This window comes from Limnohabitans sp. Rim8 (genome assembly GCF_945901735.1).
Classification (GTDB): Bacteria; Pseudomonadota; Gammaproteobacteria; order Burkholderiales; family Burkholderiaceae_C; genus Limnohabitans_A.
In genome coordinates, this window is record NZ_CAMDLM010000043.1 from 1 (window position 1) to 24,594 (window position 24,594).

Genomic DNA, 24,594 nt, shown 5'->3' on the forward strand with positions numbered 1-24,594 from the left:
CCCGCGCCAGCCACTTGGCAAATCGGCGCAAACAGCCGCTATGTGCACATTTGCAGCAATGAAACCATTCACGGCGTGGAGTTTCACGAACTGCCGGACCTCAAATCCTTGGGCTGTGATACCCCTCTGGTGGTGGATTTTTCTTCGCATGTTGCGTCTCGCCCACTGGATTGGTCCCGCGTGGGCCTGGCCTTTGGCGGTGCGCAAAAAAACCTGGGTCCCGCCGGGCTGACCTTGGTCATCGTGCGCGAAGACCTGATCGGCCATGCCCTGCCGCATTGCCCCAGCGCTTTTGATTACAAGCTGGTGGCCGACAACCAGTCGATGTACAACACGCCTCCGACCTACAGCATTTACATCGCAGGGCTGGTGTTCCGGTGGCTCAAAAAGCATGGTGGTATTGCAGTCATGGAAAAACGCAATATCGCCAAAGCACAGTTGCTGTACGACTTTCTCGACAGCTCCAGCTTGTTTGAAACCCGTGTGGCCAAGGACTGCCGCTCGCGCATGAACGTGCCCTTTTTCTTGCGCGATGAATCGCGCAACGAAGCCTTTTTGGCTGGGGCCAAAGCCGCCAATTTGCTGCAGCTCAAAGGCCACAAATCGGTAGGTGGCATGCGCGCCAGCATTTACAACGCCATGCCCCTCGAAGGCGTGCAGGCCTTGGTGGCTTACATGCGTGAATTTGAAAAAACACAGGCCTGAAGCCCCCAAAAATTAGGCCGCCAGAAAGACCACAAGACATGAGCCACCCCCCCATTCAGTCAGACGCCCTGGGCGCTTTGCGTGTTCAGATTGACGCGCTGGACAAACAGCTGCTGAGCCTGCTGAACCAACGCGCCCATGTGGCCGAAAAAGTGGGGGAGATCAAACGCGCCGAAGGCTCGCCTTTCTTTCGCCCCGATCGCGTGGCCCAGGTCATCGACAAGATCACCCAAGCCAACCCCGGCCCGCTGAAAAACGAACACGTCGCCTCCATCTGGCGCGAAATCATGTCGGCCTGCCTGGCCCTCGAAGCACCCCAACGCGTGGCGGTGCTGGGCCCCCAGGGCACGTTTTGCGAACAGGCGGCCATCGAGTTTTTTGGCAGCGCCGCCAACTTGATTTACTGCACCAACTTCGACGAAGTTTTCCACGCCACTGCTGCAGGCTCCGCCCAATATGGCGTGGTCGGCATGGAAAACTCCACCGAGGGCGTGGTGGCCCGCTCGCTCGATTTGTTTTTGCGCTCGCCCGTGCATGTGGTGGGTGAAGTCAGCCTGCAAGTGCGCTTCAATTTGCTGCGCCAACTCAATTCCGACGCGGGCATCGAAGTGGTGATGGCGCACCCGCAAGCGCTGGCCCAGTGCCAGGGCTGGTTGTCCAAGCACTTGCCGCAAGCCGAGCGCCGCGCTGTATCGAGCAACGCCGAAGGCGCTCGCCTGGCGGCCACAAACCCGGCGTGGGCGGCCCTGGCCAGCGAACGCGCGGCCGGCCAGTTTGGCCTGCACATCGTGCACCACGCCGTCCAGGACGAGGCTTTCAACCGCACCCGCTTTGCCGTGATCGCTTTGCCGCAAACCTTGGCCACACCACCCGCCTCGGGTAAAGACTGCACCAGCTTGGTGGTGTCGGTCCCCAACCGTCCGGGGGCGGTGCATGACTTGCTGGTGCCACTCAAAAACAACGGTGTGTCGATGACGCGCTTTGAATCACGCCCCGCCAAATCAGGTCAGTGGGAGTATTACTTCTACATCGACCTGCAAGGCCACATCAGCGAGCCGCATGTGGCTACGGCGCTGCACGAGTTGCAAGGCCTGTGCGCGTTTTACAAGGTGCTGGGTTCATACCCCGTTCCTGAATGACCCCCGAGTGAGCGCACAGTGAAGTTCCAACGCCTGGCCCTGATTGGCTGCGGCCTGATGGGCGGCTCGTTTGCGCTTGCGCTGCGCGAGGCAGGCCTGGTGCAGCACATCACCGGCTTCAGCGCGTCTGAAAAAACACGCAAACGCGCACTGGAACTGGAAGTCATCGACCAAGCTTGCAACAGCGTGGCCGAAGCCGTGAAGGGTGCAGACATGGTGCTGCTGGCTGTGCCCGTGCGCGCCATGCCAAGCAGCTTTGCCGCCATGCGCGATGCGCTGGCACCCCAGGCCTTGCTGATGGACGTGGGCTCGACCAAATGCGATGTGATCGCTGCGGCCCAAGCGGCTTTGGGCGAACGCCTGAACTGCTTTGTGCCTGCGCACCCCATTTCGGGCAAAGAAGTCGCGGGCATCGAGCATGCCCAAGCCACGCTCTACCAAGAGCGCCGCACCATCCTCACGCCCCTGCCGCAAAACAGCATTCGCCAAATAAAAACAGCGAGCGAGGTCTGGACCGCCATCGGCAGCCATGTGAGCCAAATGACGCCCGAAGCACATGACGCCACCTTTGCGGCCGTCAGCCACCTGCCGCACCTGTTGGCTTTTGCTGCAGTCAATGCCCTCACGTCACAAGCACAGGGCGAGGCATTTTTAGAGATGGCAGGCCCAGGTTTTCGCGATTTTTCGCGCATCGCCGCCAGTGACCCGGCCGTCTGGCGCGACATCCTGAGCGCGAACCAGTCCGAAGTGCTCATACAAATGGCGCACTTTCGCACTGCGCTCAACCAATTTGAAAACGCACTCAAGCAGGGCGACACCGCTGCGCTGCAACAACTGATTCAACAGGCTCGCGATGTGCGTTCGACTTGGACGCTGCAAGCGGGCAACGCTGACAACAAAGCCTCAGAAGACTGACCCATGTTCTCCACCGCCTTTCTTGACCTCCCGCCGCTGCAAGGCGCGTCCGGCACCGTCACCCTTCCCGGCTCCAAAAGCATTTCCAACCGCGTGCTGCTGCTCTCTGCACTTTGCCAAGGCACGACCGTGGTGCACGACCTGCTGGATTCGGACGACACACGCGTCATGCTGGCGGCGCTGCGCCAACTGGGCTGTGGGGTCGATGTGGCAGGCACCACCGTCACCATTACCGGCCTGGGCGGGCGCGCCTGGCCGACTGAGGCGATCGAATTTTTCATGGGCAACGCAGGCACGGCCATGCGCCCACTGACGGCCGCGTTGGCTGTGCAGGGTGGTGACTTCACGCTCAAAGGCGTGCCCCGCATGCACGAACGTCCGATTGGCGACTTGGTAGACGCCCTGCGCGAACTCGGCTGCACCATCGACTACTTGGGCAACGAAGGCTACCCGCCCCTGCGCGTGCACCAACCCCAACTGCAACTGGACAAGCCCATCCCGGTGCGGGGCGATGTGTCCAGCCAGTTCCTCACCGCTTTGCTGATGGCCCTGCCTTTGGCCGCCACCGACCGGGCCATCACGATTGAAGTGATCGGTGAGCTCATCAGCAAGCCCTACATCGAAATCACGCTCAACCTGCTGGCGCGCTACGGCATCGCGGTTGAACGTCATGACTGGGAACGCTTTGTCATTCCAGCAGGCAGCCGCTACCAATCACCGGGCCGCATCCACGTCGAAGCCGATGCGTCTTCGGCCAGCTATTTCATTGCATTGGGTGCCATCGCACAAGGCGACGGCATTCGCATCCAGGGCGTAGGCGCAGACTCCATCCAGGGTGACATCCGCTTCATGGACGCAGCCGCCCAAATGGGTGCAAACATCACCAGCGGCCCCAACTGGCTGGAGATCCAGCGCGGCACCTGGCCGCTCAAAGGCATCACGCTTGACTGCAACCACATCCCCGACGCCGCCATGACGCTGGCCGTGATGGCGCTGTATGCCGACGGCCCGACCACGCTTCGCAACATTGCCAGCTGGCGCGTGAAGGAAACCGACCGCATCGCGGCCATGGCCACCGAAAGCCGCAAACTCGGTGCCACCGTCGAAGAAGGCCCGGATTGGATCACCATTCACCCGCTGCCCGCCGGAAAATGGCAACGCACCAGCATCCACACTTACGACGATCACCGCGTGGCCATGTGTTTTTCGCTCACGGCCTTCAACACCGACCAGGTGCCGGTGCGCATCGAAGACCCCCAATGCGTGGCCAAAACCTTCCCCGACTACTTCGAGGTCCTGTTTTTGGTGGCGCACACGGCGGCCCCCAACATTCCGGTCATCTGCATCGACGGCCCCACGGCCTCGGGCAAAGGCACGCTGGCCAGCCGCGTGGCCGAGCAACTGGGCTACCACTACCTGGACTCTGGCGCGCTCTACCGCGTGACCGCCCACGCGGCCTTGCTGGCCGGGCTGACGCTGGACACTGCCGACGAAGCGGCCATCGCCGAACTCGCCCGCAGCCTGCCGGTTCGCTTTGAAGGCGAGCAGGTGCTGCTGGGCAAAGTCGATGTGACCGACGCCATCCGAAGCGAACAAGGCGGCATGAACGCCTCCAAAGTCTCGTTGCTGCCCACCGTGCGCATGGCTTTGGTCGATCTGCAGCACAGCTTTCAACGCTTGCCAGGCCTCTTGGCCGACGGCCGCGACATGGGCACGGTGATCTTCCCGAACGCCCCTTTGAAGGTGTTTTTGACTGCCAGCGCCGCCCAAAGAGCCGAAAGACGGCATAAGCAGTTGATTTTGAAGGGTTTTTCGGCTAATATCGACTCTCTTCGAGCTGACTTGGAAGCGCGTGATGCACGGGACATGTCCCGCAGCGTCGCGCCTTTGAAGCCCGCACAAGATGCCTTGCAACTGGACAACTCGTCCTTGACCATCGAAGCTTCGGTGGAACAGGTGATGGTCTGGTGGCAAAGCCGGCAGGTTTTCGGTTGATCGACTGGAAACGGCCACCCCAGCCCGCCCTGTGCAGGCTGACCCAAAGTTCCACCCGGCTCTCATCGTGCAGCTTGCACACTGGCCAGGTGGTTTTTTAAAAACCAACCGCGGCTCACGCCGCAAACCAATCGCCACGGTCAGCTCCTGGAAACGACGCATGTCGCGCTCGTCAGTCCTGAACTTGTGGATGAGGAAATACCATGTCTGAATCATTTGCCGCCCTATTCGAAGAATCACTGACGCGCACGGAAATGCGCCCAGGTGAAGTCATCACCGCTGAAGTCGTGCGCATCGAGCACAACTTCGTTGTGGTCAACGCCGGTCTCAAGTCCGAGTCGTATGTGCCCCTCGAAGAGTTCAAGAACGACCAAGGTGAAATCGAAGTCCAGGTCGGCGACTTTGTCTCCGTGGCCATCGGCTCCATCGAAAACGGTTACGGCGACACCATCTTGTCGCGTGACACTGCCAAGCGTCTGGCTTCGTGGATGTCTCTGGAAAAAGCGCTCGAATCGGGCGAGTTCGTCACTGGCGTGACCAGCGGCAAAGTCAAAGGCGGCCTCACGGTGCTGGTCAACGGCATCCGCGCTTTCTTGCCCGGCTCTTTGGTCGACACACGTCCTACCAAAGACCTGTCACCCTATGAGAACAAGACCCTGGAATTCAAGGTCATCAAGCTCGACCGCAAGCGCAACAACGTCGTATTGTCACGCCGCGCTGTGGTGGAAGCCTCGATGGGCGAAGAGCGCGCCAAGCTGATGGAAACCCTGCGCGAAGGCTCCATCGTTCACGGTGTGGTCAAGAACATCACCGAATACGGTGCTTTCGTGGACTTGGGCGGTATCGACGGCTTGCTGCACATCACCGACATGGCTTGGCGCCGTGTCCGTCACCCTTCCGAAGTGGTCACGGCCGGTCAAGAAATCACCGCCAAGATCCTCAAGTTCGACACCGAGAAAAACCGCGTGTCCTTGGGCCTCAAGCAAATGGGCGACGACCCTTGGATGGGCGTGAACCGCCGCTACCCCCAAAGCACCCGCATGTTCGGCAAGATCACCAACATCGCCGACTACGGCGCGTTTGTCGAACTCGAACCCGGCATTGAAGGCTTGGTGCACGTGTCCGAGATGGACTGGACCAACAAAAACGTTGCGCCTTCCAAAATCGTTGCCTTGGGTGACGAGGTCGAAGTCATGGTCCTCGAGATCGACGAAGACAAGCGCCGCATCAGCTTGGGCATGAAGCAGTGCCGTGCCAACCCATGGCAAGAGTTCGCTCAGAACACCAAGCGCGGCGACCGTGTCAAGGGCCCGATCAAGTCGATCACCGACTTCGGCGTGTTCGTGGGCTTGGCTGCCGGCATCGACGGCTTGGTGCACTTGTCTGACTTGTCTTGGAACGAAACCGGCGAAAACGCCGTGCGCGAATTCAAGAAGGGTCAAGAAGTTGAGGCTTTGGTCTTGGCTGTGGACGTGGACCGGGAGCGCATCAGCTTGGGTATCAAGCAACTCGACTCCGATCCTTTCACCACATTCGTGTCGATCAATGACAAAGGCCAGATCGTCACCGGCAAGGTCAAGACCGTGGATGCCAAGGGCGCCGAAATCGACTTGGGCGAAGACATCATCGGTTATTTGCGTGTGTCCGAAATCTCGCGTGACCGCGTGGAAGACGCCAGCCATGTGCTGAAAGTCGGCGACGAAGTGACCGCTGTCGTGGTGAACGTTGACCGCAAGACCCGCAACATCCAGTTGTCCATCAAGGCCAAGGACCAGGCTGACCAGCAAGAAGCCATGGCTTCACTGTCGCAGCAATCCAAGACCGAAAACGCTGGCACGACCAGCTTGGGCGCCTTGTTGCGTGCCAAGCTCGACAACAACTGATCTGAAGGTTAGACGTTAGGCGTCAAGCGTTGAGCGACAAGCAAGGTCTCCTTGCGTGTTTCGCTCAACGCAAAACGCAAAACGCTCAACGCTGTACATCCATGACCCGCTCCGATCTGGTTGAAGAACTTGCTGCACGCTTTGCGCAGCTGACCCACCGTGACGCCGAATTGGCCGTCAAAACGGTGCTCGACGCCATGAGCGATGCGCTGGTCAAAGGTCACCGCATTGAGATCCGTGGCTTTGGCAGTTTCTCCATCAACCGCCGTCCACCGCGTTTGGGCCGCAACCCGCGCTCGGGCGAGAGCGTTCAAATCCCCGAAAAACGGGTCCCCCATTTCAAACCCGGCAAAGCTTTGAGAGAAGCTGTGGACGCTGGCACCCTGGCCCAAGCCAACGACACTGAAAACGAACGTCAATGACCTGCAAGGCGGATGCCTGCGGCTTTGTATTTGACCGTATCACCGGTCCTTTCGTTTGCGCCTTTAGAATGGTTTGTGCTGACGAGGTCCATTCATGAAACGCCTGCTCTGGCTGCTTCAGTGGTTGCTGAAGGCCACCATTTTTTTCACCCTGTTTGCTTTCGCGCTGAACAATCAGCAAGAGACCCGGGTGAACTTTTTTTTCAGCACCCACTGGTCGGCCCCCACGGTGCTGGTGGTGCTGTCTGCCTTCACGCTGGGCGTGGTGGTCGGCGTGCTGGGCATGGTGCCGCGCTGGTGGCGTGAGCGTCAAGCCGTCAAGAAAAACACCCCGACTGCGTCCCCCGCCCCCACGTCCGAGGTGACCGATGGAGCTTGACCTGACCTGGATTTTGCTGGGCCTGCCCACGGCCTTCGCCTTGGGCTGGATTGCGTCGCGTCTGGACCTGCGTCAAATGCGCATCGCCAACCGGCAAGCACCCCGCGCCTATTTCAAAGGTCTGAACCACTTGCTCAACGAGCAGCAAGACCAAGCCATTGATGCCTTCATTGAGGCGGTGCAAAACGACCCGGACACCTCCGAGTTGCACTTTGCCCTGGGCAATTTGTTCCGCCGCCGGGGCGAGTACGACCGGGCGGTGCGGGTGCATGAACACCTGCTCTCGCGTGCCGACATCAGCCACGCCGACCGGCAAAGGGCACAGCACGGGCTGGCGCTCGATTATTTGAAAGCGGGTTTGCTGGACCGCGCCGAAGAAGCTCTGCGCAAGCTGGAGGGCACCTCTTACGAAGGGCAAGCACGCCTGGCCCGCATGGCCATTTACGAGCGCTCACGCGAGTGGCCCGAAGCCGCGGTGGTGGCCCGCTTGCTCGAAAAATCAGGGGAAACTGACTTTGGCGTTCGGCTGGCCCATTACCAATGCGAGCAAGCCCGCGAAGCGGTGCAAAAGGGCGACAGCGCCAACGCGTTGGAGTTGTTGGCGCACGCGCTGCAAGCCCACCCCCGTGCCCCAAGGCCCCGCCTGTTGATGGGGCAATTACAGCTAAGCCAAGGCCAGGCGCCCGCCGCCTACGGCACCTTGTCGGTTTTGTTTGAGCACAACGACATGGCAGCACCCTTGGCCGCTGCCAGCTTTGCACAAGCGGCCCTGGCCTGCGACAAGGCGGCCAGCGCCAGCGCTTTGCTGCAAGCCCATTACTTGCGCAACCCTTGCATTGATGTGCTGGACGCCATCACGGCACTGGAAGCACAAAACCCCCAGTCTGCGGCCATGCCAGATGCCCCCGCCTTGCAACGCTACTTGGACCATCTGCAAAACCACCCCTCCATGATGGCCGCCAGCCGCTGGCTCAATGGAGATCATCACAAATGGGGCGCCTTGCCTGAGCCGGTGCAAAAAACGCTGGAAAACGCCACCAAACCTTTGGCCCGCTACCGCTGCGCTGCTTGCGGCTTTGAAGCCAAAGAACACTTTTGGCATTGCCCGGGCTGCCAGTCTTGGGACAGCTACCCCCCTCGGCGGGTAGAAGAACTGTAAACAGCCCCCCAAGGCGGGCCTCTGGCTGCTCCTGAGAACCCGCTCCCAGCAAGGCGCACCCAAGGCTGTCACTTGTGTGAGCTCACGCTGGGTGTATCCGCATAAAATGTGCGGTTGCACAGCAAGGAAGCTCCATGGCACGCACCCTCTACGACAAAATTTGGGACGAACACGTCGTCCACACTGAAGAAGACGGCACCTCCGTCCTGTACATCGACCGTCACCTGGTGCACGAAGTCACCAGCCCACAAGCCTTCGAAGGTCTGCGCCAAGCCGGTCGCAAGGTCTGGCGCGTCAGCTCGATTGTGGCCACGGCCGACCACAACACCCCCACCACGGGGTGGGAGTTGGGCTACGACGGCATCACCGACCCGATCAGCAAAGAGCAAATCACCACGCTCGACGCGAACATGGCCGAATATGGCTCCGCCGCCTTCTTCCCTTTCCTGTCCAAGCGCCAGGGCATCGTGCACGTGATTGGCCCTGAAAACGGCGCCACCCTGCCCGGCATGACCGTGGTTTGCGGCGACTCGCACACCTCCACCCACGGCGCGTTTGGCGCATTGGCCCACGGCATCGGCACCTCCGAGGTCGAGCACGTCATGGCCACCCAGACCCTGCTGGCCAAAAAAGCCAAGAACATGCTGATCAAGGTCGAGGGCAAGCTGGTCAAGGGCATCACCGGCAAAGACATCGTGCTGGCCATCATCGGCAAGATCGGCACCGCAGGCGGCACCGGCTACACCATCGAATTCGCAGGCTCGGCCATCCGCAGCCTGTCTATGGAAGGCCGCATGACGGTCTGCAACATGGCCATCGAAGGCGGCGCGCGCGCGGGTCTTGTGGCGGTGGACGAGAAGACCATCGACTACGTCAAAGGCCGCTTGCTCTCGCCCACGGGTGTCGAGTGGGACCATGCTGTCGCATACTGGAAAACTTTGCAGTCTGACCCTGGCGCCCACTTTGACGCCGTGGTCGAGCTGGACGCCAGTGCCATCGTGCCGCAAGTCACCTGGGGCACGTCACCCGAGATGGTGCTGGGCATCGATGGCCAGACGCCCGACCCCGACAAAGAAAAAGACGACGTCAAGCGCGACGCCATCGAGCGCGCCCTGACCTACATGGGCTTGCAGCCCGGCAAAGCCTTGGCCGACATCACCATCGACAAGGTCTTCATTGGCTCGTGCACCAACAGCCGCATCGAAGACATGCGCGAGGCCGCGGCCATCGTCAAAAAGCTGGGCCAAAAAGTGGCCAAAAACGTCAAACTGGCCATGGTCGTGCCCGGCTCTGGTTTGGTCAAAGCACAAGCCGAAAGCGAAGGCCTGCATGAAATCTTCAAGGCCGCAGGCTTTGAGTGGCGTGAGCCCGGCTGCTCGATGTGCCTGGCCATGAACGCCGACCGTTTGGAGCCCGGCGAGCGCTGCGCATCGACTTCCAACCGCAACTTTGAAGGCCGTCAGGGCGCGGGCGGCCGCACCCATTTGGTCAGCCCCGCCATGGCGGCAGCTGCGGCCATCCATGGCCACTTTGTTGACATTCGCAAATTCGCCTGAAGCGCTTGAGGAACCACACCATGCAGAAATTCACCCTCCTCCAAGGCATCGTAGCCCCGATGGACCGCGCCAACGTGGACACCGACGCCATCATCCCCAAGCAGTTCCTCAAGTCGATCCGAAAAACCGGCTTTGGCCCCAACCTGTTCGACGCATGGCGCTACTTGGACGCGGGTGAGCCCGGCCAAGACCCGGCCAGCCGCAAGCCCAATCCGGATTTCGTGCTGAACCAGCCGCGCTACCAAGGTGCCAGCGTCTTGCTGGCCCGCAAGAACTTCGGTTGCGGCTCCAGCCGCGAACACGCCCCTTGGGCGATCGACCAATACGGCTTTCGCTGCGTGATCGCACCCAGTTTTGCCGACATCTTCTTCAACAACTGCTTCAAGAATGGTCTGCTGCCCATCGTGCTGCCCGAGTCCGCCGTAGACCTGCTGTTCAACGAAGTGGCGGCCTTCCCCGGCTACCAGCTCACCGTGGATCTGGAACGCCAAGTGGTCGTGCGCCCCCAAGGGGAAGAAATCCCGTTCGAGGTGCAGGCCTTTCGCAAGTTTTGTTTGATCAATGGTCTGGACGACATCGGCCTGACCTTGCGCCACGCAGAGAAGATCAAGGCCTTTGAAGCCGAGCGTCTGGCCACCAAGCCCTGGTTGGCGCACACCGCCGTCAACGCATAAAAGAAGTCTGGAATCCCCATGAAAATCGCAGTCCTCCCCGGTGATGGCATCGGCACCGAAATCGTCGCCGAAGCCGTCAAAGTCCTGAACACGCTCGACCTCAAGTTCGAGATGGAAACCGCCTTGGTCGGCGGCGCGGCCTACGACGCCTATGGCCACCCCCTGCCAGAAGCCACGCTCAAGCTGGCCATGGCGTCCGACGCCGTGCTGTTTGGCGCGGTGGGCGACTGGAAATACGACACGCTCGACCGCCCCCTGCGCCCCGAGCAAGCCATTTTGGGTCTGCGCAAAAACATGGGCCTGTTCGCCAACTTCCGCCCCGCCATTTGCTACGAGCAACTGGTGGGTGCGTCCAGCCTCAAGCCCGAGCTCATCTCGGGTCTGGATATTTTGATCATCCGCGAGCTCACGGGCGATATTTACTTCGGCCAACCACGCGGCCGCCGCATCGCCACCGACGGCCACTTCCCCGGTGCGGAAGAAGCGTTTGACACCATGCGCTACTCCAAGCCCGAGATCGAGCGCATCGCGCACGTCGCCTTTCAGGCCGCCCGCAAGCGCAAAGCCGCTGGCTCCGAGGGCCGCGTGACCAGCGTGGACAAAGCCAACGTGCTGGAGACTTTCCAGTTCTGGAAAGACGTGGTCACAGAAGTCGGCAAAGCGTACCCCGACATTGCGCTGGACCACATGTACGTGGACAACGCCGCCATGCAACTGGTCAAGGAACCCAAACGCTTTGACGTGGTGGTCACGGGCAACATGTTTGGCGACATCCTTTCCGACGAAGCTTCCATGCTCACCGGTTCGATCGGCATGCTGCCCTCGGCCAGCCTGAACACCAAGAGTCAGGGTCTGTACGAGCCCAGCCACGGCAGCGCCCCCGACATCGCCGGTAAAGGCGTGGCCAACCCGCTGGCCACCATCTTGTCAGCGGCCATGATGCTGCGCTTCAGTTTGAACCAGGGCGAAGCCGCCGAGCGCATCGAAGCGGCTGTGCAAAAAGTGCTGGCCCAGGGCCTGCGCACCGGCGACATCTGGAGCGAAGGCACCACCAAAGTGGGCACCCTCGAAATGGGTGATGCGGTGGTCAAGGCCCTCGATTGAGCACAAAAAGGATGTTGTCAGAAATTGGTCAGATAGCATCCATTACAATAACTACCATGCTTCACGCCCGCCTGTTCACCTTGAACCTTATCGCAGTCACCCCAGTGCCTGTTTGCGTGCGTGCAAGCTCCACCAAAACGACGACCATCAAGGGCTAGAAGCTCTGGTTCGTCGTGCGCCCCCCCCCGGCCAGACGAGCCGGGCAAATAGTCAGCGGTCCAGTAACTTATGGCACTGTTTAACTTTGAAAGGGCAATGAAATGAGCAATTTAGTAGGTTTGGTCGGATGGCGCGGCATGGTCGGCTCGGTGTTGATGGACCGCATGATTGCGGAAAAAGACTTTGACCTGATCGAGCCTTTGTTCTTCTCCACCTCGAATGCGGGCGGCCAAGCCCCCGCGATGGCCAAGAACGAAACCACGCTGCAAGACGCTTTCAACATCGAACAGCTCAAGCGCTGCGAGATCATCATCACCGCCCAGGGCGGTGACTACACCTCCGAAGTCTTCCCCAAGCTGCGCGCTGCCGGCTGGAATGGCCACTGGATCGACGCCGCGTCGACCCTGCGCATGGAAAAAGACGCGATCATCATTCTCGATCCGGTCAATATGCCTGTGATCAAGAACGCACTGACCCGTGGTGGCAAGAACTGGGTGGGCGGCAACTGCACCGTGTCTTGCATGCTGATGGGCGTAGGGGCCCTGTACAAAGCCGGTCTGGTCGATTGGATGAGCACCCAGACTTACCAGGCGGCTTCGGGCGGCGGTGCGCAACACATGCGCGAGTTGCTGACCCAATACGGCACCCTGAACGCCGAAGTCAAAGCCTTGCTGGACGACCCCAAGAGCGCGATTCTTGAAATTGACCGCCTGGTGGTGGCCAAACAGCGCGCCCTGACAGCCTCTGAGACCGCCAACTTTGGTGTGCCGCTGGGTGGCTCCTTGATCCCCTGGATCGACAAGGACTTGGGTATCGGCAAAAACCGGGATCAAGCCGGTTGGGGCGTGTCCAGGGAAGAGTGGAAAGGCATGGCCGAGACCAACAAGATTTTGGGCTTGGGCGAAGGCTTCAGCACCGCAGCAATTCCGGTCGACGGTTTTTGCGTGCGCGTGGGCGCAATGCGCTGCCACAGCCAGGCTTTGACCTTCAAGCTGAAAAAAGACGTGCCTGTCGCCGACATTGAAGCTCTGATCGCTGCCGACAACGAGTGGGTCAAAGTGGTGCCGAACACGCGTGAAGCCACCATCCAAGATTTGACCCCCGTGGCCGTGACCGGCACGATGACCGTCCCCGTGGGCCGCATTCGCAAACTGGCCATGGGGCCTGAATATGTGGGCGCGTTCACCATTGGTGACCAGCTGCTGTGGGGCGCGGCCGAACCTTTGCGCCGGATGCTGCGCATTTTGCTGGACGCTTGATGCTTGAGCGCAGCGTTCTTTTCTGCATGGCCATTCGGTGAACCAAGACGCCACTGAAGAGATGCTGCGCCCACCCCACTTCTCGGGCAAAACCCCCGCTCGGCCAAGCGGTTTGCTTGTCGCTTCGCTGCTGGCCTGCGCCAGCTTGCCGGTCAAAGCATGGACTCCGGGGCAGTTGTCGGTGGCGTCAGGTTTGGGCGAACCGCTTCGGGCCGCCCTTGAGATCACACAGTACCCAACCGAAGACCTGCCCGAGCCCAAGCAGTGGGCTTCAGGCCATCTGGCCATGAACGGCACGCTGCGGACCTCACCCGTCGGCGCAGTGAACCCCAGAACAGGAAAACCCGAACGTGAGACGGCTTGGGCGATTGCACCCGTGGTCTTCTCACCAGCCTTGGCGGTCAGTACAGCGCCCTCGCTTGACAGCGCTGTACGCAACCCCGAAAACACCATCACCGTGCGTGCAGGCGACACCGCCTCCCAACTGGTTGTGCGAAAAATGCCTGCGGGAGTGTCGCTCGACCAAATGTTGCTGGCCCTGCTGCGCGCCAACCCCGAGGCTTTTATTGCAGGCAATGTGAACCTGCTGCGCGAAGGCGCTCAAGTTCATCTGCCCAGCGCGCAATCGGCTGCGCAAATTTCGATCGAAGAAGCACGGCAAACGGTGATCGCACAAACGGCGGACTTTGTGGCCTATGCCCAGCGCCTGGCGCAGTCCACCTGGAAGGTCACAGACACGGCCAGCCGCGAAATGACCGGCAAAGTCACCACCCAAGCCCCCCCCACGGTCACCGTCCAAACCGAGCAGGACAAATTGACCCTGAGCAAAGGGGAAGTCACCGCCGACAGTGCAGATGCACGCCTGGCCTTGGAGCGCGAGATCCAGGACAAAACCGAGCAACTCGCGGCGCTGAAAAAGAATCTGGCAACTTTAAACGCCTTGTCGGTCAAACCCGATCCCGAAAAAACAAGCCCGTCCGAGCGCTTGGCCCTGAAACCAAGCCTCACCGCAGCTGCGGCTGAGGCTCACTCAGCCCCCTGGTTGGACGTCATCAGCCGACATCCCAGCATCTGGGTCTGGGTCATGGTCTTGCTGTTCGGCATGGCTGGCTGGGTGTGGGTGGTCAGACGCCGCCCTGCAGAACCCGTCGATTTGTTGGGTACGGACAGCCTTGTGGCTCCAGCACCACCGACATCGCCATTCCCTTCGGGCTTGCCGCCTCAATTTGCCGATCTGGATCTGAACCTGACGCCAGCACCCGACACCGCGTCTGGCCCTCAGGCGAGCCACACACCGGGGCAAAGCCAGTGAGACTCGCCCTTGGCATTTGTTACTCGGGCACGGCTTACCAAGGCTGGCAAAGCCAAAGCACGGGCTTGACCATCCAAGACAAGCTCGAAAAAGCCTTGGCTCAATTTGCCGATGTACCGCGGGTCAGCACCTTGTGTGCTGGCCGAACCGATGCAGGGGTGCATGGTCTGATGCAGGTGGTGCACTTTGACACCGAAATCGATCGCGACACCCATTCTTGGATTCGAGGTACCAACCGGTATTTGCCCCCAGACATCGGGGTGCAATGGGCACAAGCGGTGCCCGACAGTTTTCACTGCCGCGCCAGCGCCACCGGCAGGCGCTATGTCTATGTGGTGCTCGACTCCATCGTGCGCCCCAGCCTGGAAACAGGGCGCGTGGGTTGGGTGTACCGCCCACTGGCTGAAGGGCCCATGCGCCAAGCCAGCCAGCACCTGCTGGGCGAACACGATTTTTCATCCTTTCGGGCCAGCAGCTGCCAAGCGCTGTCGCCCATCAAAACACTGCGGTACATCCACATCACCCGTCACGGCGCCTATTGGCGCTTTGAATTCGAAGGCAACGCCTTTTTGCACCACATGATCCGCAACATCATGGGCTGCCTGGTCACCATCGGCCAGGGCCAACAGTCGCCAGACTGGATGCGCGAGGTGCTGGAGGCCAAAAGCCGCGATGCCGCAGCCCCCACGTTTTCGCCCGATGGCCTGTACTTTGCCGGGCCGATTTACAGCCCAGAATGGGGCCTGCCCGACACCACCCCTGCTTTTGATTGGTTGCCATGAACCCGCAACAACGCACCCGCATCAAGATGTGCGGCTTCACGCGCGAAGCCGACGTGCTGGCGGCCTGTGCCGCAGGGGCCGATGCCATTGGCTTTGTGCTGTACCCCCCCAGCCCGCGCAGCGTGAGCATCGAACGGGCTGCCGAACTGGCCCGGCTGCTGCCCGCTTTTGCGCTGCCCGTTTTACTTTTCGTCAACGAGACGGCCGAGCGCATCCAGGCCGCTTGCAAGGCCGTGCCTGGGGCTTGGCTGCAGTTTCACGGTGATGAAACACCCGAGTTTTGCGCCACCCTGAGTCACCTCACGGGCCGCCCGCACCTGAAAGCGGCCCGAATCCCCCTGTCCGAGGTGGCCGACTTCGACTTGCTAGAATTCGCACTTCTCCATAGGCAAGCCCACGCCCTCTTGCTCGACGCCCATGTCGACGGATACGGCGGCGGCGGAAAAACATTCAATTGGTCACTCCTGCCAACAAGCGTCAATGCTCACCTCGTTTTGTCTGGTGGACTCACACCTGCAAACGTGGGCGACGGCATTCGGGCGCTGCGCTCACACGGCCTGTCTCTGGCCGTTGACGTGAGCTCCGGCATCGAGGCCGCCAAGGGCCTGAAAGATGCCGAAAAAATCCAGCAATTCGTGGCCGCTGTGCGCGCTGCCGACGCTGACCTCTTTTGAATTTTTTTTGGGTTGATCCCCGGCCCCCACTGCCATGTACGACTACCAACAACCCGATATCAAAGGCCATTTCGGCATTTATGGCGGCAGCTTTGTCAGCGAAACCCTGACGCACGCCATCAACGAACTCAAAGCCGCTTACGCCCAATACCAGCACGACCCGCAATTCATCGCTGAATTCAAGTCCGAGCTGGCGCACTTTGTGGGCCGCCCCTCGCCCCTTTACCACGCAGCCCGCATGAGCCGTGAAATGGGCGGCGCGCAAATCTTCTTGAAGCGCGAAGACCTCAACCACACCGGTGCGCACAAAATCAACAACACCATCGGCCAGGCCATGCTCGCCAAGCGCATGGGCAAGCCGCGCATCATTGCCGAGACCGGTGCAGGCCAGCACGGTGTGGCCACGGCCACCATCTGTGCACGCTATGGTTTGGAGTGCGTGGTGTACATGGGCAGCGAAGACGTCAAGCGCCAAAGCCCTAACGTCTACCGCATGAAGCTGCTGGGTGCCACCGTCGTCCCCGTCGATTCGGGCAGCAGAACGCTCAAGGATGCCCTGAACGAAGCCATGCGGGATTGGGTGGCCAACGTGGACAACACCTTCTACATCATTGGCACCGTGGCAGGCCCCCACCCCTACCCCATGATGGTGCGCGACTTCCAGAGCGTGATTGGCGAAGAGTGCCTGACGCAAATGCCCGAGATGTTCAAAAGCCTGCAAATGGCAGAACAGCAGCCGGACGTGGTGATGGCCTGCGTGGGCGGCGGCAGCAACGCCATGGGCATCTTCTACCCCTACATTTCTCACGAGAACACCCGCCTGATCGGTGTGGAAGCCGCTGGTGAAGGCATGGATTCGGGCAAGCACTCGTGCTCGCTGCAACGGGGCAGCCCCGGCGTGCTGCACGGCAACCGCACCTACATTTTGCAAGACGACAACGGCCAGATCACCGAAACGCACAGCGTGAGCGCGGGCTTGGACTACCCCGGCGTCGGCCCCGAGCATGCCTTCCTCAAAGACATCGGTCGTGCCGAGTACGTGGGCATCACCGACAAGGAAGCGCTCGAAGCCTTCCACTATTTGTGCCGTACCGAAGGCATCATCCCCGCGCTGGAGTCCAGCCACGCGGTGGCCTACGCCATGAAGCTGGCCAAAACCATGCGCCCCGACCAGTCGATCCTGGTCAATCTGTCCGGTCGTGGCGACAAGGACATTGGCACCGTGGCCGATCTGTCGAACGCCGACTTCTTCTGCCGGCCCAGCTGCCAAGGCCAATCGGTCAAAGGCATCTTCGTTCAGCGTTCAGCGTGAAGCGTTTTGCGCCCTGCCAAGCCCCTCTCAACGCCCAACACTGAACGCTGAACGCCCAACCCATCATGAGCCGCATCGACACCACCCTCTCCGCCCTCAAAGCCGAGAGCCGCAAAGCCCTGATTCCTTATGTCACGGCCGGTTTCCCGAAAGCCGACACCACCGTGCCCCTGATGCACGCCATGGCCCAATCCGGAGCCGACATCATCGAGCTGGGGGTGCCTTTTTCGGACCCGTCGGCTGACGGCCCGGTGATCCAAAAAGCCGGTGACAAAGCCTTGGCTTTGGGCATCGGCACCGTGCAGGTGCTGGCCATGGTGCGCGAGTTCCGCCAGACCAACAGCACCACCCCGGTGGTGCTGATGGGCTATGCCAACCCGGTGGAGCGCTACGACCAAAAGCACGGCCCCGACAGCTTCATCCGCGACGCCTCCGCTGCCGGTGTGGACGGCGTGTTGATCGTGGACTACCCGCCCGAGGAATGCGTGGAATTTGCCGCCAAACTGCGTGCCCACAGCATGGACCTGATCTTCTTGCTGGCCCCCACCAGCACCGACGAGCGCATGCAGCAAGTAGCGAAAGTCGCCAGCGGCTACGTGTACTACGTCTCGCTCAAAGGCGTGACCGGTTCGGGCACGCTGGACACCGATGCGGTCGAAGCCATGTTGCCGCGCATCCGCCAACACGTCAGCGTGCCAGTGGGCGTGGGCTTTGGCATCCGCGACGCAGAAACCGCCAAAGCGATCAGCAAGGTGGCCGATGCGGTGGTGATCGGCTCACGCCTGATTCAACTGATCGATGCTGCGGCTGCTGACCGCATCAACGATGTGGCGGGTGAGTTCCTCTGCGGCATCCGCCAGGCGCTGGACGCGTAGGAGCGGCGACCCGCCGCCATGACTCCTGGTCGGAGCGGCCTGCGGCCGCGATGGGTTTCCCGCAGCACCATCGCGGTCAGAGACCGCTCCCCTCAAGCTTGGATCACGCTCTCAGCCAGCGACCCCTTGCCCAGGATGGCGTTCCCGCCGCGATGAACGATAATTCGCCGCACAAGGAGAAACCATCATGAGTTGGCTCGAAAAACTGCTCCCCCCGAAAATCCAGCATACCGACCCGGCCGATCGACGCACGATTCCTGAAGGCCTGTGGGTCAAGTGCCCCAGCTGCGAGACGGTGCTGTACAAAACCGATCTGGAAGAAAACCAAAACGTTTGCCCCGGCTGCTCGCACCACCTGCGCATGGGTGCCCGGGCCCGGTTGAATGCCTTTCTGGACGGTGAAGGCCGCTACGAAATCGGCCAAGAAGTCCTGCCTGTAGACGCCCTCAAGTTCAAGGACAGCCGCAAGTACCCCGAGCGCCTGAAAGAAGCCATGGACAACACCGGCGAGACCGACGCCCTGGTGGTCATGGGCGGCGCGGTGCACAGCATCAACCTGGTGGTGGCTTGCTTCGAATTCGACTTCATGGGCGGCTCCATGGGCTCGGTGGTGGGCGAGCGATTCGTGCGCGGCGTCGAAACTGCCATCGCACAAAAAGTACCCTTCGTTTGCTTTACCGCCACAGGTGGCGCACGCATGCAAGAGGGCCTGCTGTCCCTCATGCAAATGGCCAAAACCAACGCCGCTTTGACCCGCCTGGCCAAAAAAGGCCTGCCTTACATCAGCGTGCTGACCGACCCGACCATGGGCGGCGTGTCTGCGGGCTTTGCCTTTTTGGGCGACGTGGTGATTGCCGAGCCCAAAGCCCTGATCGGTTTTGCCGGTCCCCGCGTCATTGAAAGCACCGTGCGCGTGACCCTGCCCGAAGGTTTCCAACGGGCCGAATTCCTGCAAACCAAGGGCGCGGTGGATTTCATCTGCGACCGCCGAGAACTGCGCAAAACCATCGCCACCACCTTGGCCATGCTGCAACGCCAGAGTGCCGATGCGGTGAGCTGAGCGGCCGCCCAGGGCACAAGCGCCCAGCCTTGCACACCCTTGACGGGATCGGGGGTTCCTGATTTTGATTTTTTGCTGGCCTGATTCAGGTTTTCAGAACATCCAAGTGGCCTGCAGCCGCGCCAAAACCATGCCCACCAACTGCAGCACCAGCAGCAAGGCAATGGGGGACAAATCCACACCACCGATCAGGGGCACCACCCGCTGGAACGGTCGCAAAAAGGGCTGACTCAAGCGCGCCACCAAGCTGTACATCGGCGAACCAGGATTGACCCAGGACATCACGGCCAACACCAGCACCAGTGCGCTCAGGGCAGTCACCACCAGCTGGGCCGTGCCCACCAAGCTCACCAGGGGCAGCAAACCCAAAGCCCACTGCCCCCCTGCCAAAAGCCACAACAGCGCGTACTGCACCATTTTGATGAGGAAAGCGCCCACCAGACTCGACAAATCCCAGGCCGACCAGGGCGGGATCACCCGCCGCAGCGGCAGCAGCAACCAGTCGGTCACCGCAAACACAAACTGGCCCAAGGGCTGGTGAAAAGAAATGCGCTGCCACTGCATCAAAAAGCGCAGCAAACAAGTGCCTGCAATCAGGCCTGCCACCACATCCAACACCAAACTCACCATCTGGAACAACATCGTTTTTCTCCTGCTCGTGAGATGATACCCAGATGCCTGAACGCGAAGCCCCATCCCCCGAAGCCCTGACGGAATTCCCCCTGTTCCCCTTGGGCACCGTGCTGTTTCCCGGCGCTTTGCTGCCGCTGCAGTTGTTTGAGCTGCGTTACCTGCAGATGATTGGCGAATGCGAGCGCCAAGGCACCGGATTTGGGGTGGTCACCTTGTCCCAGGGCCGCGAAGTGCACCGGCCGGGTGAAGCCGCCGAACAGTTTGAAGCCATGGGCACCCGGGTGCAGATCGAACGCATCGAGCGGCCCCAGCCCGGCTTGGTGAAGGTCTGGTGCCGGGGGGTGGAAAAGTTTCGCATTGAAACCACGCAGCAGCGCAGCGACGGCCTGTGGCTGGGCAGAACACAAGCCTTGCCCCCCGAGCCCGCCGTGCAAGTGCCTGATGACTTGCTGCACCTGTCCGTGCAAATGCACGACGTGTTGACCGAACTGAGCGCTCAACCCAGCGCGGTGCCCCACTGGGCCCAGGCTTGGCGACTGCAGGACTGCAGCTGGCTGTCCAACCGCTGGGGCGAGTTGCTGCCCTTGCCTTTGCAAATGAAATACCGCCTGTTTGCACTGCAAGAGCCCTTGGTCCGGCTGGAGTTGATCGGGGACATGGTGGCGCCCTCTGAGCGCTCGCCTTAGCCTCAGTCGACACCAACAGGCCAACCAGGCCAAACGCCCCTCGCAAACTCTTAAAATAAATCGTTTTGTGCCTTGGCGCAATTCAGCTTTTAAAAATTTTCCCGCTAACCAGGTTCAGTCACCCTTCGCGCCCTGCGCCCAACCACCCCCCCGCCATGTCCGACACGAACCCCAACGCCCCAGCCGCGCCAGCCCCACAAGATGAAAACCAGCTGATCGCCGAGCGCCGCGAAAAACTCAAGGCCATGCGCCAGGCGCAGGCCGACGGCCAAGGCGTGGCGTTTCCCAACGACTTCAAGCCAGAGCACCACGCCGCCAACCTGCACCAGGCGCACGGCGAAAAAGCCGCTGAAGCCCTGAACGGCGAGGGCGTGGCCAAGACCACCGCCAAAGTGGCGGGCCGCATGATGCTCAAGCGGGTGATGGGCAAGGCCAGCTTTGCCACACTGCAAGACGCCACCGGCCGCATCCAGGTGTATGTGACCCGCGACGACGTGGGCGAAGACCTGTACGCCCTGTTCAAGCACTGGGACCTGGGCGACATCGTGGGCGTAGAAGGCCATTTGTTCAAAACCCGCACGGGCGAGCTGTCGATCCACGCGACCCGCATCCGCATGCTCACCAAGAGCCTGCGCCCCATGCCGGATAAGTTCCATGGCATTGCCGACCAGGAAGTGAAGTACCGCCAGCGCTACGTCGATCTGATGACCGACGAAGCTGCTCGCAAGCGCTTTGTGGTCCGCAGCAAGGCCGTGAGCGGCATTCGCGAGTTCATGGTCCAGCACGGCTTTTTGGAAGTCGAAACGCCCATGCTGCACCCCATTCCCGGTGGTGCCAACGCCAAGCCCTTTGTGACGCACCACAACGCGCTGAACCAAGAGATGTTCTTGCGCATCGCGCCCGAGCTGTACCTCAAGCGTTTGTTGGTGGGCGGCTTTGAGCGCGTATTCGAGATCAACCGAAACTTCCGCAACGAAGGCATTTCGGTGCGCCACAACCCCGAGTTCACCATGATGGAGTTCTACGCGGCGTACTGGAACTACCAGGACCTGATGGGTTTTACCGAAAGCCTGATCCGCAACGCGGCCATGACCGCTGCAGGCACCCTGGACTTGACCTACAACGGCAAGTCAGTGGACCTGAACAAGCCTTTCGCCCGCATGACCATCCGCGAAGCCATCGTCAAGCACACCGAAGCCGGCGAAGCATGTGAAACCGGCACAGGCGCACGGGTGGACAACGCCGAGTGGCTAACCCACGCCCTGAAAAAGCTGGGCCTGAACGAAGCCAAAAACAAGCTGTCCACCCGCAGCCTCGCCAGCCTGCAGGTGTTCTACTTTGAGGAAACCGTGGAAGACAAGCTCTGGGAGCCGACCTTCATCATGGAGCACCCGACCGAAATTTCACCGCTGGCCCGCGCCAACGACACCCGACCCGAAGTGACCGAGCGCTTTGAGCTTTACATCACCGGCCGCGAGTTCGGCAATGGCTTTAGCGAACTGAACGACGCCGAAGACCAGGCCGCACGCTTCCAGGCCCAAGTGGCGGCCAAAGACGACGGCGACGACGAAGCCATGTACTACGACCACGACTTTGTGCGTGCCCTCGAATACGGCATGCCCCCTGCAGGCGGCTGCGGCATCGGCATCGACCGCCTGATGATGCTGCTGACCGACAGCGCCAGCATCCGCGACGTCATCTTGTTTCCGGCCCTGCGGCACGTTCAGGAATAAGCGCACACCGCAGCCACAAAAAACCCGGCCATGGCCGGGTTTTTAATGGAATAAGCCCGTTCAGGGGCGTCGGTCGGAGGGCAAACGCGGCGCATCCTCCACCACCTCGCGCACCTCAACGTCGACCACCTGGTCGTCACGGGCAAACGGCGCAGCGTGTCCTCTGGGGTCCTGAAAGCCTGGGCGGGTTGAAGCACGGAAACCACCTTGCCTGAAGTTTTGGCGCAGGGTGCTGAACTGCTGCCAGACCACCACCACCTGAGGTTTGCGGCCCGTCAACAGCCATCGGACCGTCGCGTAAACGATGTAGCAAAGCAAACCCAAAAGCAAAGCCGCCAGGAAACCCAGGCCGAGCAGGCCCATGAAGATGCGTGCAATCCAGTTCATTCATGTGTCCTGTTCAGGTCAAGGCAAGCGGCCCAGCGCATGCATGTAGTCGGCAGAGCGCACCAGCTCGTCCCAAGGGCGGGCGGGCGATCGGGGCAAGAGGTCCAAGCGCCGCTCTTCGCTGATCTCACTGGGCGTCCAGCGGCCTTTGAGCTGGGCTTCGGCCAGCTGGTCCAGCACGTCGTCCAGTTCTGCACCGCTGTTCACCGCAGAGCGGTTGCACAGCAGCGCCATGTCGCACCCGGCTTGCAGCGCGGTGATCACGGCTTCGGTGTAGCTGAGGGTGCGGCCATCCATCTGGCGGGCAGCGGCCATCGACAGGTCGTCGGTGCACACCACACCCTGAAACCCCAGCTGCCCTCGCAAGATGTCTTGCAGCCAACGCGGTGAAAAGCCTGCTGGGCGGCTGTCCACCTTGCTGTAGATCACATGCGCAGGCATCACAGCCGTGAGCACGCTGGTGAGCCAACGGTAGGGCTGCGCATCGTCGGCCAGGATGGATTTGAGGCTGCGCTTGTCGACTGGCAGCGCCACGTGCGAGTCGGCCTTGACCGCGCCGTGCCCGGGGAAATGCTTGCCGCAGTTGCCCATGCCCGCTTGCAAGAGGCCCTGCATCAGGCTGCGGGCCAGCAGACTCACCACACGCGGATCGCGGGCGAAGGCGCGGTCGCCAATCACGCCACTTTCGCCGTGGTCGAGGTCAAGCACTGGCGTGAAGCTGAAGTCCACACCACAAGCGCGCAACTCGCTGGCCAACACAAAGCCCACCGAGGTGGCCGCTTCGCAGGCCTTGAGCACGCCCGAGCCGGGCTGGCCCTTGTCGTCTTGCGACCACAGTTCACCCAGGGCGCGCATGCTTGGCAGAGGGGTGAAACCATCGGTGCGAAAGCGTTGCACGCGCCCGCCTTCGTGGTCGACTGCGATCAACAGGTCAGATCGGAGGCTTTGGATGTCGGCGCACAAGTCGGTGAGCTGCGCACGGCTGTGCCAGTTGCGGCCAAACAAAATCATGCCGCCTACCAGCGGGTGCGACAGGCGGCGGCGGTCCAAGTCGGTCAGCTGGTGGCCTTCGATGTCGATGATCAGGGGGGCGTGGATGCTCATAAAATGTTCTTTCAATGTCGGGCCGGGACCGGGCAATTCAAGAGGTTTCCACCACGCAGAAGCTGGCGGCGTATTCGGACTCGTCGGTGACGGTGATGTGGGCTTTGAGCCCTTTGGCTTCAAACCAGTCTTTCAGCACCCCATGCAGCACGATGACCGGTTGACCGCTGGGCAGTTTGCCGATTTCGCAAAGCCGCCAGGTCATGGGCATGCGCATGCCCAGGCCAATGGCTTTGCTGAAAGCTTCCTTGGCTGAAAAGCGGGTGGCCAGATAACGCACGCCCCGCTCAGGCCAACGGGCGCTGCGGGCCTTCCAGGTGGCCATTTCGGCCGCGCTCAGCACCTTGGCGGCAAAGCGCTCACCGTGCCGATCCAGGCTGGCCTGGATCCGGCGGATGTCGCAAATGTCGGTGCCAATGCCGTAGATCATATGTTTGGGGTTGAGGGTTAGGCGTTAGGCGTTAGGCGTTGATCTCTTCACGTTGAACGCTGAACGCTGAACAATCAACCCCCACTTAACTCTTAAGCAACAGGTCCATATAAGCCTCCACCGTCCTGGAATAACCCTGCTCCAGCGCGTCGGCCATGAAGGCGTGACCGATCGAAACTTCTTGCAGGCCTTGGACGGCGGCCACAAAGGCAGGCAGGTTGTCGCGGTTGAGGTCGTGCCCGGCATTCACTCCGAGG

At 61.1% G+C, this 24,594-nt stretch carries 25 protein-coding genes; 20 read left to right on the top strand and 5 right to left on the bottom strand.

Features of this window, described 5'->3' with window-relative positions; all coding sequences use genetic code 11:
• From serC to accD, 18 genes are all read left to right on the top strand, one after another.
• Positions 1 to 705: 3-phosphoserine/phosphohydroxythreonine transaminase (gene serC / locus Q0O99_RS15920; RefSeq protein ID WP_293752957.1), on the top strand; the 705-nt coding region annotated here is incomplete at its 5' end.
• Between the two features lie 38 nt (positions 706 to 743).
• The gene (gene pheA / locus Q0O99_RS15925) at positions 744 to 1,844 is read left to right on the top strand and encodes a prephenate dehydratase (RefSeq protein WP_293752958.1); all 1,101 of its coding nucleotides are present in this window, start codon (positions 744 to 746) and stop codon (positions 1,842 to 1,844) included.
• A gap of 18 nt (positions 1,845 to 1,862) precedes the next feature.
• Complete coding sequence (locus Q0O99_RS15930; protein ID WP_293752959.1) at positions 1,863 to 2,759, top strand: prephenate dehydrogenase/arogenate dehydrogenase family protein; 897 nt, start codon at positions 1,863 to 1,865, stop codon at positions 2,757 to 2,759.
• A gap of 3 nt (positions 2,760 to 2,762) precedes the next feature.
• A complete protein-coding gene (locus tag Q0O99_RS15935) occupies positions 2,763 to 4,754 on the top strand; it encodes a bifunctional 3-phosphoshikimate 1-carboxyvinyltransferase/cytidylate kinase (protein ID WP_293752960.1) in 1,992 nt (663 codons plus the stop codon).
• A 203-nt stretch (positions 4,755 to 4,957) separates the two neighbouring features.
• Positions 4,958 to 6,637 carry a 30S ribosomal protein S1 gene (rpsA, locus tag Q0O99_RS15940; RefSeq protein ID WP_293752961.1) on the top strand — a complete coding sequence of 560 codons (1,680 nt, stop codon included), beginning with the start codon at positions 4,958 to 4,960 and terminating at the stop codon, positions 6,635 to 6,637.
• A gap of 101 nt (positions 6,638 to 6,738) precedes the next feature.
• The gene (locus Q0O99_RS15945; RefSeq protein WP_293752962.1) at positions 6,739 to 7,059 is read left to right on the top strand and encodes an integration host factor subunit beta; all 321 of its coding nucleotides are present in this window, start codon (positions 6,739 to 6,741) and stop codon (positions 7,057 to 7,059) included.
• A gap of 94 nt (positions 7,060 to 7,153) precedes the next feature.
• A complete protein-coding gene (locus Q0O99_RS15950; protein ID WP_293752963.1) occupies positions 7,154 to 7,438 on the top strand; it encodes a lipopolysaccharide assembly protein LapA domain-containing protein in 285 nt (94 codons plus the stop codon).
• On the top strand, positions 7,428 to 8,597 hold the full coding sequence (gene lapB, locus Q0O99_RS15955) for a lipopolysaccharide assembly protein LapB (RefSeq protein ID WP_293752964.1): 1,170 nt from the start codon (positions 7,428 to 7,430) through the stop codon (positions 8,595 to 8,597). The genes Q0O99_RS15950 and lapB overlap by 11 nt, the downstream gene beginning before the upstream one ends.
• 134 nt (positions 8,598 to 8,731) lie before the next feature.
• Positions 8,732 to 10,153 carry a 3-isopropylmalate dehydratase large subunit gene (gene leuC, locus Q0O99_RS15960; protein ID WP_293752965.1) on the top strand — a complete coding sequence of 474 codons (1,422 nt, stop codon included), beginning with the start codon at positions 8,732 to 8,734 and terminating at the stop codon, positions 10,151 to 10,153.
• A 20-nt stretch (positions 10,154 to 10,173) separates the two neighbouring features.
• Positions 10,174 to 10,827, top strand: a complete 654-nt coding sequence (gene leuD / locus Q0O99_RS15965) for a 3-isopropylmalate dehydratase small subunit (RefSeq protein ID WP_293752966.1) — start codon at positions 10,174 to 10,176, stop codon at positions 10,825 to 10,827.
• A gap of 18 nt (positions 10,828 to 10,845) precedes the next feature.
• Positions 10,846 to 11,931 carry a 3-isopropylmalate dehydrogenase gene (leuB, locus tag Q0O99_RS15970; RefSeq protein ID WP_293752967.1) on the top strand — a complete coding sequence of 362 codons (1,086 nt, stop codon included), beginning with the start codon at positions 10,846 to 10,848 and terminating at the stop codon, positions 11,929 to 11,931.
• Between the two features lie 260 nt (positions 11,932 to 12,191).
• Positions 12,192 to 13,349 (top strand): aspartate-semialdehyde dehydrogenase, encoded by a 1,158-nt coding sequence (gene asd / locus Q0O99_RS15975; RefSeq protein ID WP_293752968.1) that lies wholly within the window; start codon positions 12,192 to 12,194, stop codon positions 13,347 to 13,349.
• 61 nt (positions 13,350 to 13,410) lie between these two features.
• Positions 13,411 to 14,661 carry a FimV family protein gene (locus Q0O99_RS15980; RefSeq protein ID WP_293752969.1) on the top strand — a complete coding sequence of 417 codons (1,251 nt, stop codon included), beginning with the start codon at positions 13,411 to 13,413 and terminating at the stop codon, positions 14,659 to 14,661.
• Positions 14,658 to 15,443 carry a tRNA pseudouridine(38-40) synthase TruA gene (gene truA / locus Q0O99_RS15985; protein WP_293752970.1) on the top strand — a complete coding sequence of 262 codons (786 nt, stop codon included), beginning with the start codon at positions 14,658 to 14,660 and terminating at the stop codon, positions 15,441 to 15,443. Before Q0O99_RS15980 ends, truA begins: the two co-directional genes overlap by 4 nt.
• On the top strand, positions 15,440 to 16,117 hold the full coding sequence (locus Q0O99_RS15990; protein WP_293752971.1) for a phosphoribosylanthranilate isomerase: 678 nt from the start codon (positions 15,440 to 15,442) through the stop codon (positions 16,115 to 16,117). Before truA ends, Q0O99_RS15990 begins: the two co-directional genes overlap by 4 nt.
• Positions 16,118 to 16,151: 34 nt before the next feature.
• Entirely contained in the window at positions 16,152 to 17,429 is a 1,278-nt protein-coding gene (gene trpB / locus Q0O99_RS15995) for a tryptophan synthase subunit beta (protein ID WP_293752972.1), read from the top strand.
• Between the two features lie 65 nt (positions 17,430 to 17,494).
• On the top strand, positions 17,495 to 18,304 hold the full coding sequence (gene trpA / locus Q0O99_RS16000) for a tryptophan synthase subunit alpha (protein WP_293752973.1): 810 nt from the start codon (positions 17,495 to 17,497) through the stop codon (positions 18,302 to 18,304).
• Between the two features lie 187 nt (positions 18,305 to 18,491).
• Complete coding sequence (gene accD / locus Q0O99_RS16005) at positions 18,492 to 19,364, top strand: acetyl-CoA carboxylase, carboxyltransferase subunit beta (RefSeq protein WP_293752974.1); 873 nt, start codon at positions 18,492 to 18,494, stop codon at positions 19,362 to 19,364.
• Positions 19,365 to 19,457: 93 nt separating this feature from the next.
• On the opposite strand, the gene Q0O99_RS16010 is transcribed toward accD, so the two are convergent.
• Complete coding sequence (locus Q0O99_RS16010; RefSeq protein WP_293752975.1) at positions 19,458 to 20,006, bottom strand: YggT family protein; 549 nt, start codon at positions 20,004 to 20,006, stop codon at positions 19,458 to 19,460.
• 32 nt (positions 20,007 to 20,038) lie between these two features.
• Between Q0O99_RS16010 and Q0O99_RS16015 the strand changes: the two genes are divergently transcribed.
• Both Q0O99_RS16015 and lysS read left to right on the top strand, forming a co-directional pair.
• Positions 20,039 to 20,683, top strand: coding sequence for an LON peptidase substrate-binding domain-containing protein (locus tag Q0O99_RS16015; RefSeq protein ID WP_293752976.1), 645 nt, complete (start codon positions 20,039 to 20,041; stop codon positions 20,681 to 20,683).
• 155 nt (positions 20,684 to 20,838) lie between these two features.
• Positions 20,839 to 22,416: a lysine--tRNA ligase gene (gene lysS, locus Q0O99_RS16020; protein ID WP_293752977.1), complete on the top strand. Its 1,578-nt coding sequence runs from the start codon at positions 20,839 to 20,841 to the stop codon at positions 22,414 to 22,416.
• A 60-nt stretch (positions 22,417 to 22,476) separates the two neighbouring features.
• Here the strand turns inward: lysS and Q0O99_RS16025 are convergent, their stop codons facing one another.
• The 4 genes from Q0O99_RS16025 to Q0O99_RS16040 all read right to left on the bottom strand — a co-directional run.
• A complete protein-coding gene (locus tag Q0O99_RS16025) occupies positions 22,477 to 22,803 on the bottom strand; it encodes a hypothetical protein (RefSeq protein WP_293752978.1) in 327 nt (108 codons plus the stop codon).
• An 18-nt stretch (positions 22,804 to 22,821) separates the two neighbouring features.
• Complete coding sequence (nagZ, locus tag Q0O99_RS16030; protein WP_293752979.1) at positions 22,822 to 23,907, bottom strand: beta-N-acetylhexosaminidase; 1,086 nt, start codon at positions 23,905 to 23,907, stop codon at positions 22,822 to 22,824.
• A gap of 37 nt (positions 23,908 to 23,944) precedes the next feature.
• On the bottom strand, positions 23,945 to 24,337 hold the full coding sequence (acpS, locus tag Q0O99_RS16035) for a holo-ACP synthase (RefSeq protein ID WP_293752980.1): 393 nt from the start codon (positions 24,335 to 24,337) through the stop codon (positions 23,945 to 23,947).
• Between the two features lie 85 nt (positions 24,338 to 24,422).
• Positions 24,423 to 24,594, bottom strand: a 172-nt coding sequence (locus tag Q0O99_RS16040) for a pyridoxine 5'-phosphate synthase (protein WP_293752981.1), incomplete at its 5' end; no start/stop codon positions are given.

What these genes read in the sequence shown, in the direction of transcription:
- Q0O99_RS15950 (WP_293752963.1), top strand. Translation starts at nt 7,154, where the DNA reads ATGAAACGCCTGCTCTGGCTGCTTCAGTGGTTGCTGAAGGCCACCATT.
- rpsA (WP_293752961.1), top strand. Translation starts at nt 4,958, where the DNA reads ATGTCTGAATCATTTGCCGCCCTATTCGAAGAATCACTGACGCGCACG.
- leuC (WP_293752965.1), top strand. Translation starts at nt 8,732, where the DNA reads ATGGCACGCACCCTCTACGACAAAATTTGGGACGAACACGTCGTCCAC.
- lapB (WP_293752964.1), top strand. Translation starts at nt 7,428, where the DNA reads ATGGAGCTTGACCTGACCTGGATTTTGCTGGGCCTGCCCACGGCCTTC.
- acpS (WP_293752980.1), bottom strand. Translation starts at nt 24,337, where the DNA reads ATGATCTACGGCATTGGCACCGACATTTGCGACATCCGCCGGATCCAG.
- asd (WP_293752968.1), top strand. Translation starts at nt 12,192, where the DNA reads ATGAGCAATTTAGTAGGTTTGGTCGGATGGCGCGGCATGGTCGGCTCG.
- leuB (WP_293752967.1), top strand. Translation starts at nt 10,846, where the DNA reads ATGAAAATCGCAGTCCTCCCCGGTGATGGCATCGGCACCGAAATCGTC.
- Q0O99_RS16025 (WP_293752978.1), bottom strand. Translation starts at nt 22,803, where the DNA reads ATGAACTGGATTGCACGCATCTTCATGGGCCTGCTCGGCCTGGGTTTC.
- lysS (WP_293752977.1), top strand. Translation starts at nt 20,839, where the DNA reads ATGTCCGACACGAACCCCAACGCCCCAGCCGCGCCAGCCCCACAAGAT.
- leuD (WP_293752966.1), top strand. Translation starts at nt 10,174, where the DNA reads ATGCAGAAATTCACCCTCCTCCAAGGCATCGTAGCCCCGATGGACCGC.
- trpA (WP_293752973.1), top strand. Translation starts at nt 17,495, where the DNA reads ATGAGCCGCATCGACACCACCCTCTCCGCCCTCAAAGCCGAGAGCCGC.
- accD (WP_293752974.1), top strand. Translation starts at nt 18,492, where the DNA reads ATGAGTTGGCTCGAAAAACTGCTCCCCCCGAAAATCCAGCATACCGAC.
- Q0O99_RS15935 (WP_293752960.1), top strand. Translation starts at nt 2,763, where the DNA reads ATGTTCTCCACCGCCTTTCTTGACCTCCCGCCGCTGCAAGGCGCGTCC.
- Q0O99_RS15945 (WP_293752962.1), top strand. Translation starts at nt 6,739, where the DNA reads ATGACCCGCTCCGATCTGGTTGAAGAACTTGCTGCACGCTTTGCGCAG.
- Q0O99_RS16010 (WP_293752975.1), bottom strand. Translation starts at nt 20,006, where the DNA reads ATGTTGTTCCAGATGGTGAGTTTGGTGTTGGATGTGGTGGCAGGCCTG.
- pheA (WP_293752958.1), top strand. Translation starts at nt 744, where the DNA reads ATGAGCCACCCCCCCATTCAGTCAGACGCCCTGGGCGCTTTGCGTGTT.
- trpB (WP_293752972.1), top strand. Translation starts at nt 16,152, where the DNA reads ATGTACGACTACCAACAACCCGATATCAAAGGCCATTTCGGCATTTAT.
- Q0O99_RS16015 (WP_293752976.1), top strand. Translation starts at nt 20,039, where the DNA reads ATGCCTGAACGCGAAGCCCCATCCCCCGAAGCCCTGACGGAATTCCCC.
- nagZ (WP_293752979.1), bottom strand. Translation starts at nt 23,907, where the DNA reads ATGAGCATCCACGCCCCCCTGATCATCGACATCGAAGGCCACCAGCTG.
- Q0O99_RS15980 (WP_293752969.1), top strand. Translation starts at nt 13,411, where the DNA reads ATGCTGCGCCCACCCCACTTCTCGGGCAAAACCCCCGCTCGGCCAAGC.
- Q0O99_RS15990 (WP_293752971.1), top strand. Translation starts at nt 15,440, where the DNA reads ATGAACCCGCAACAACGCACCCGCATCAAGATGTGCGGCTTCACGCGC.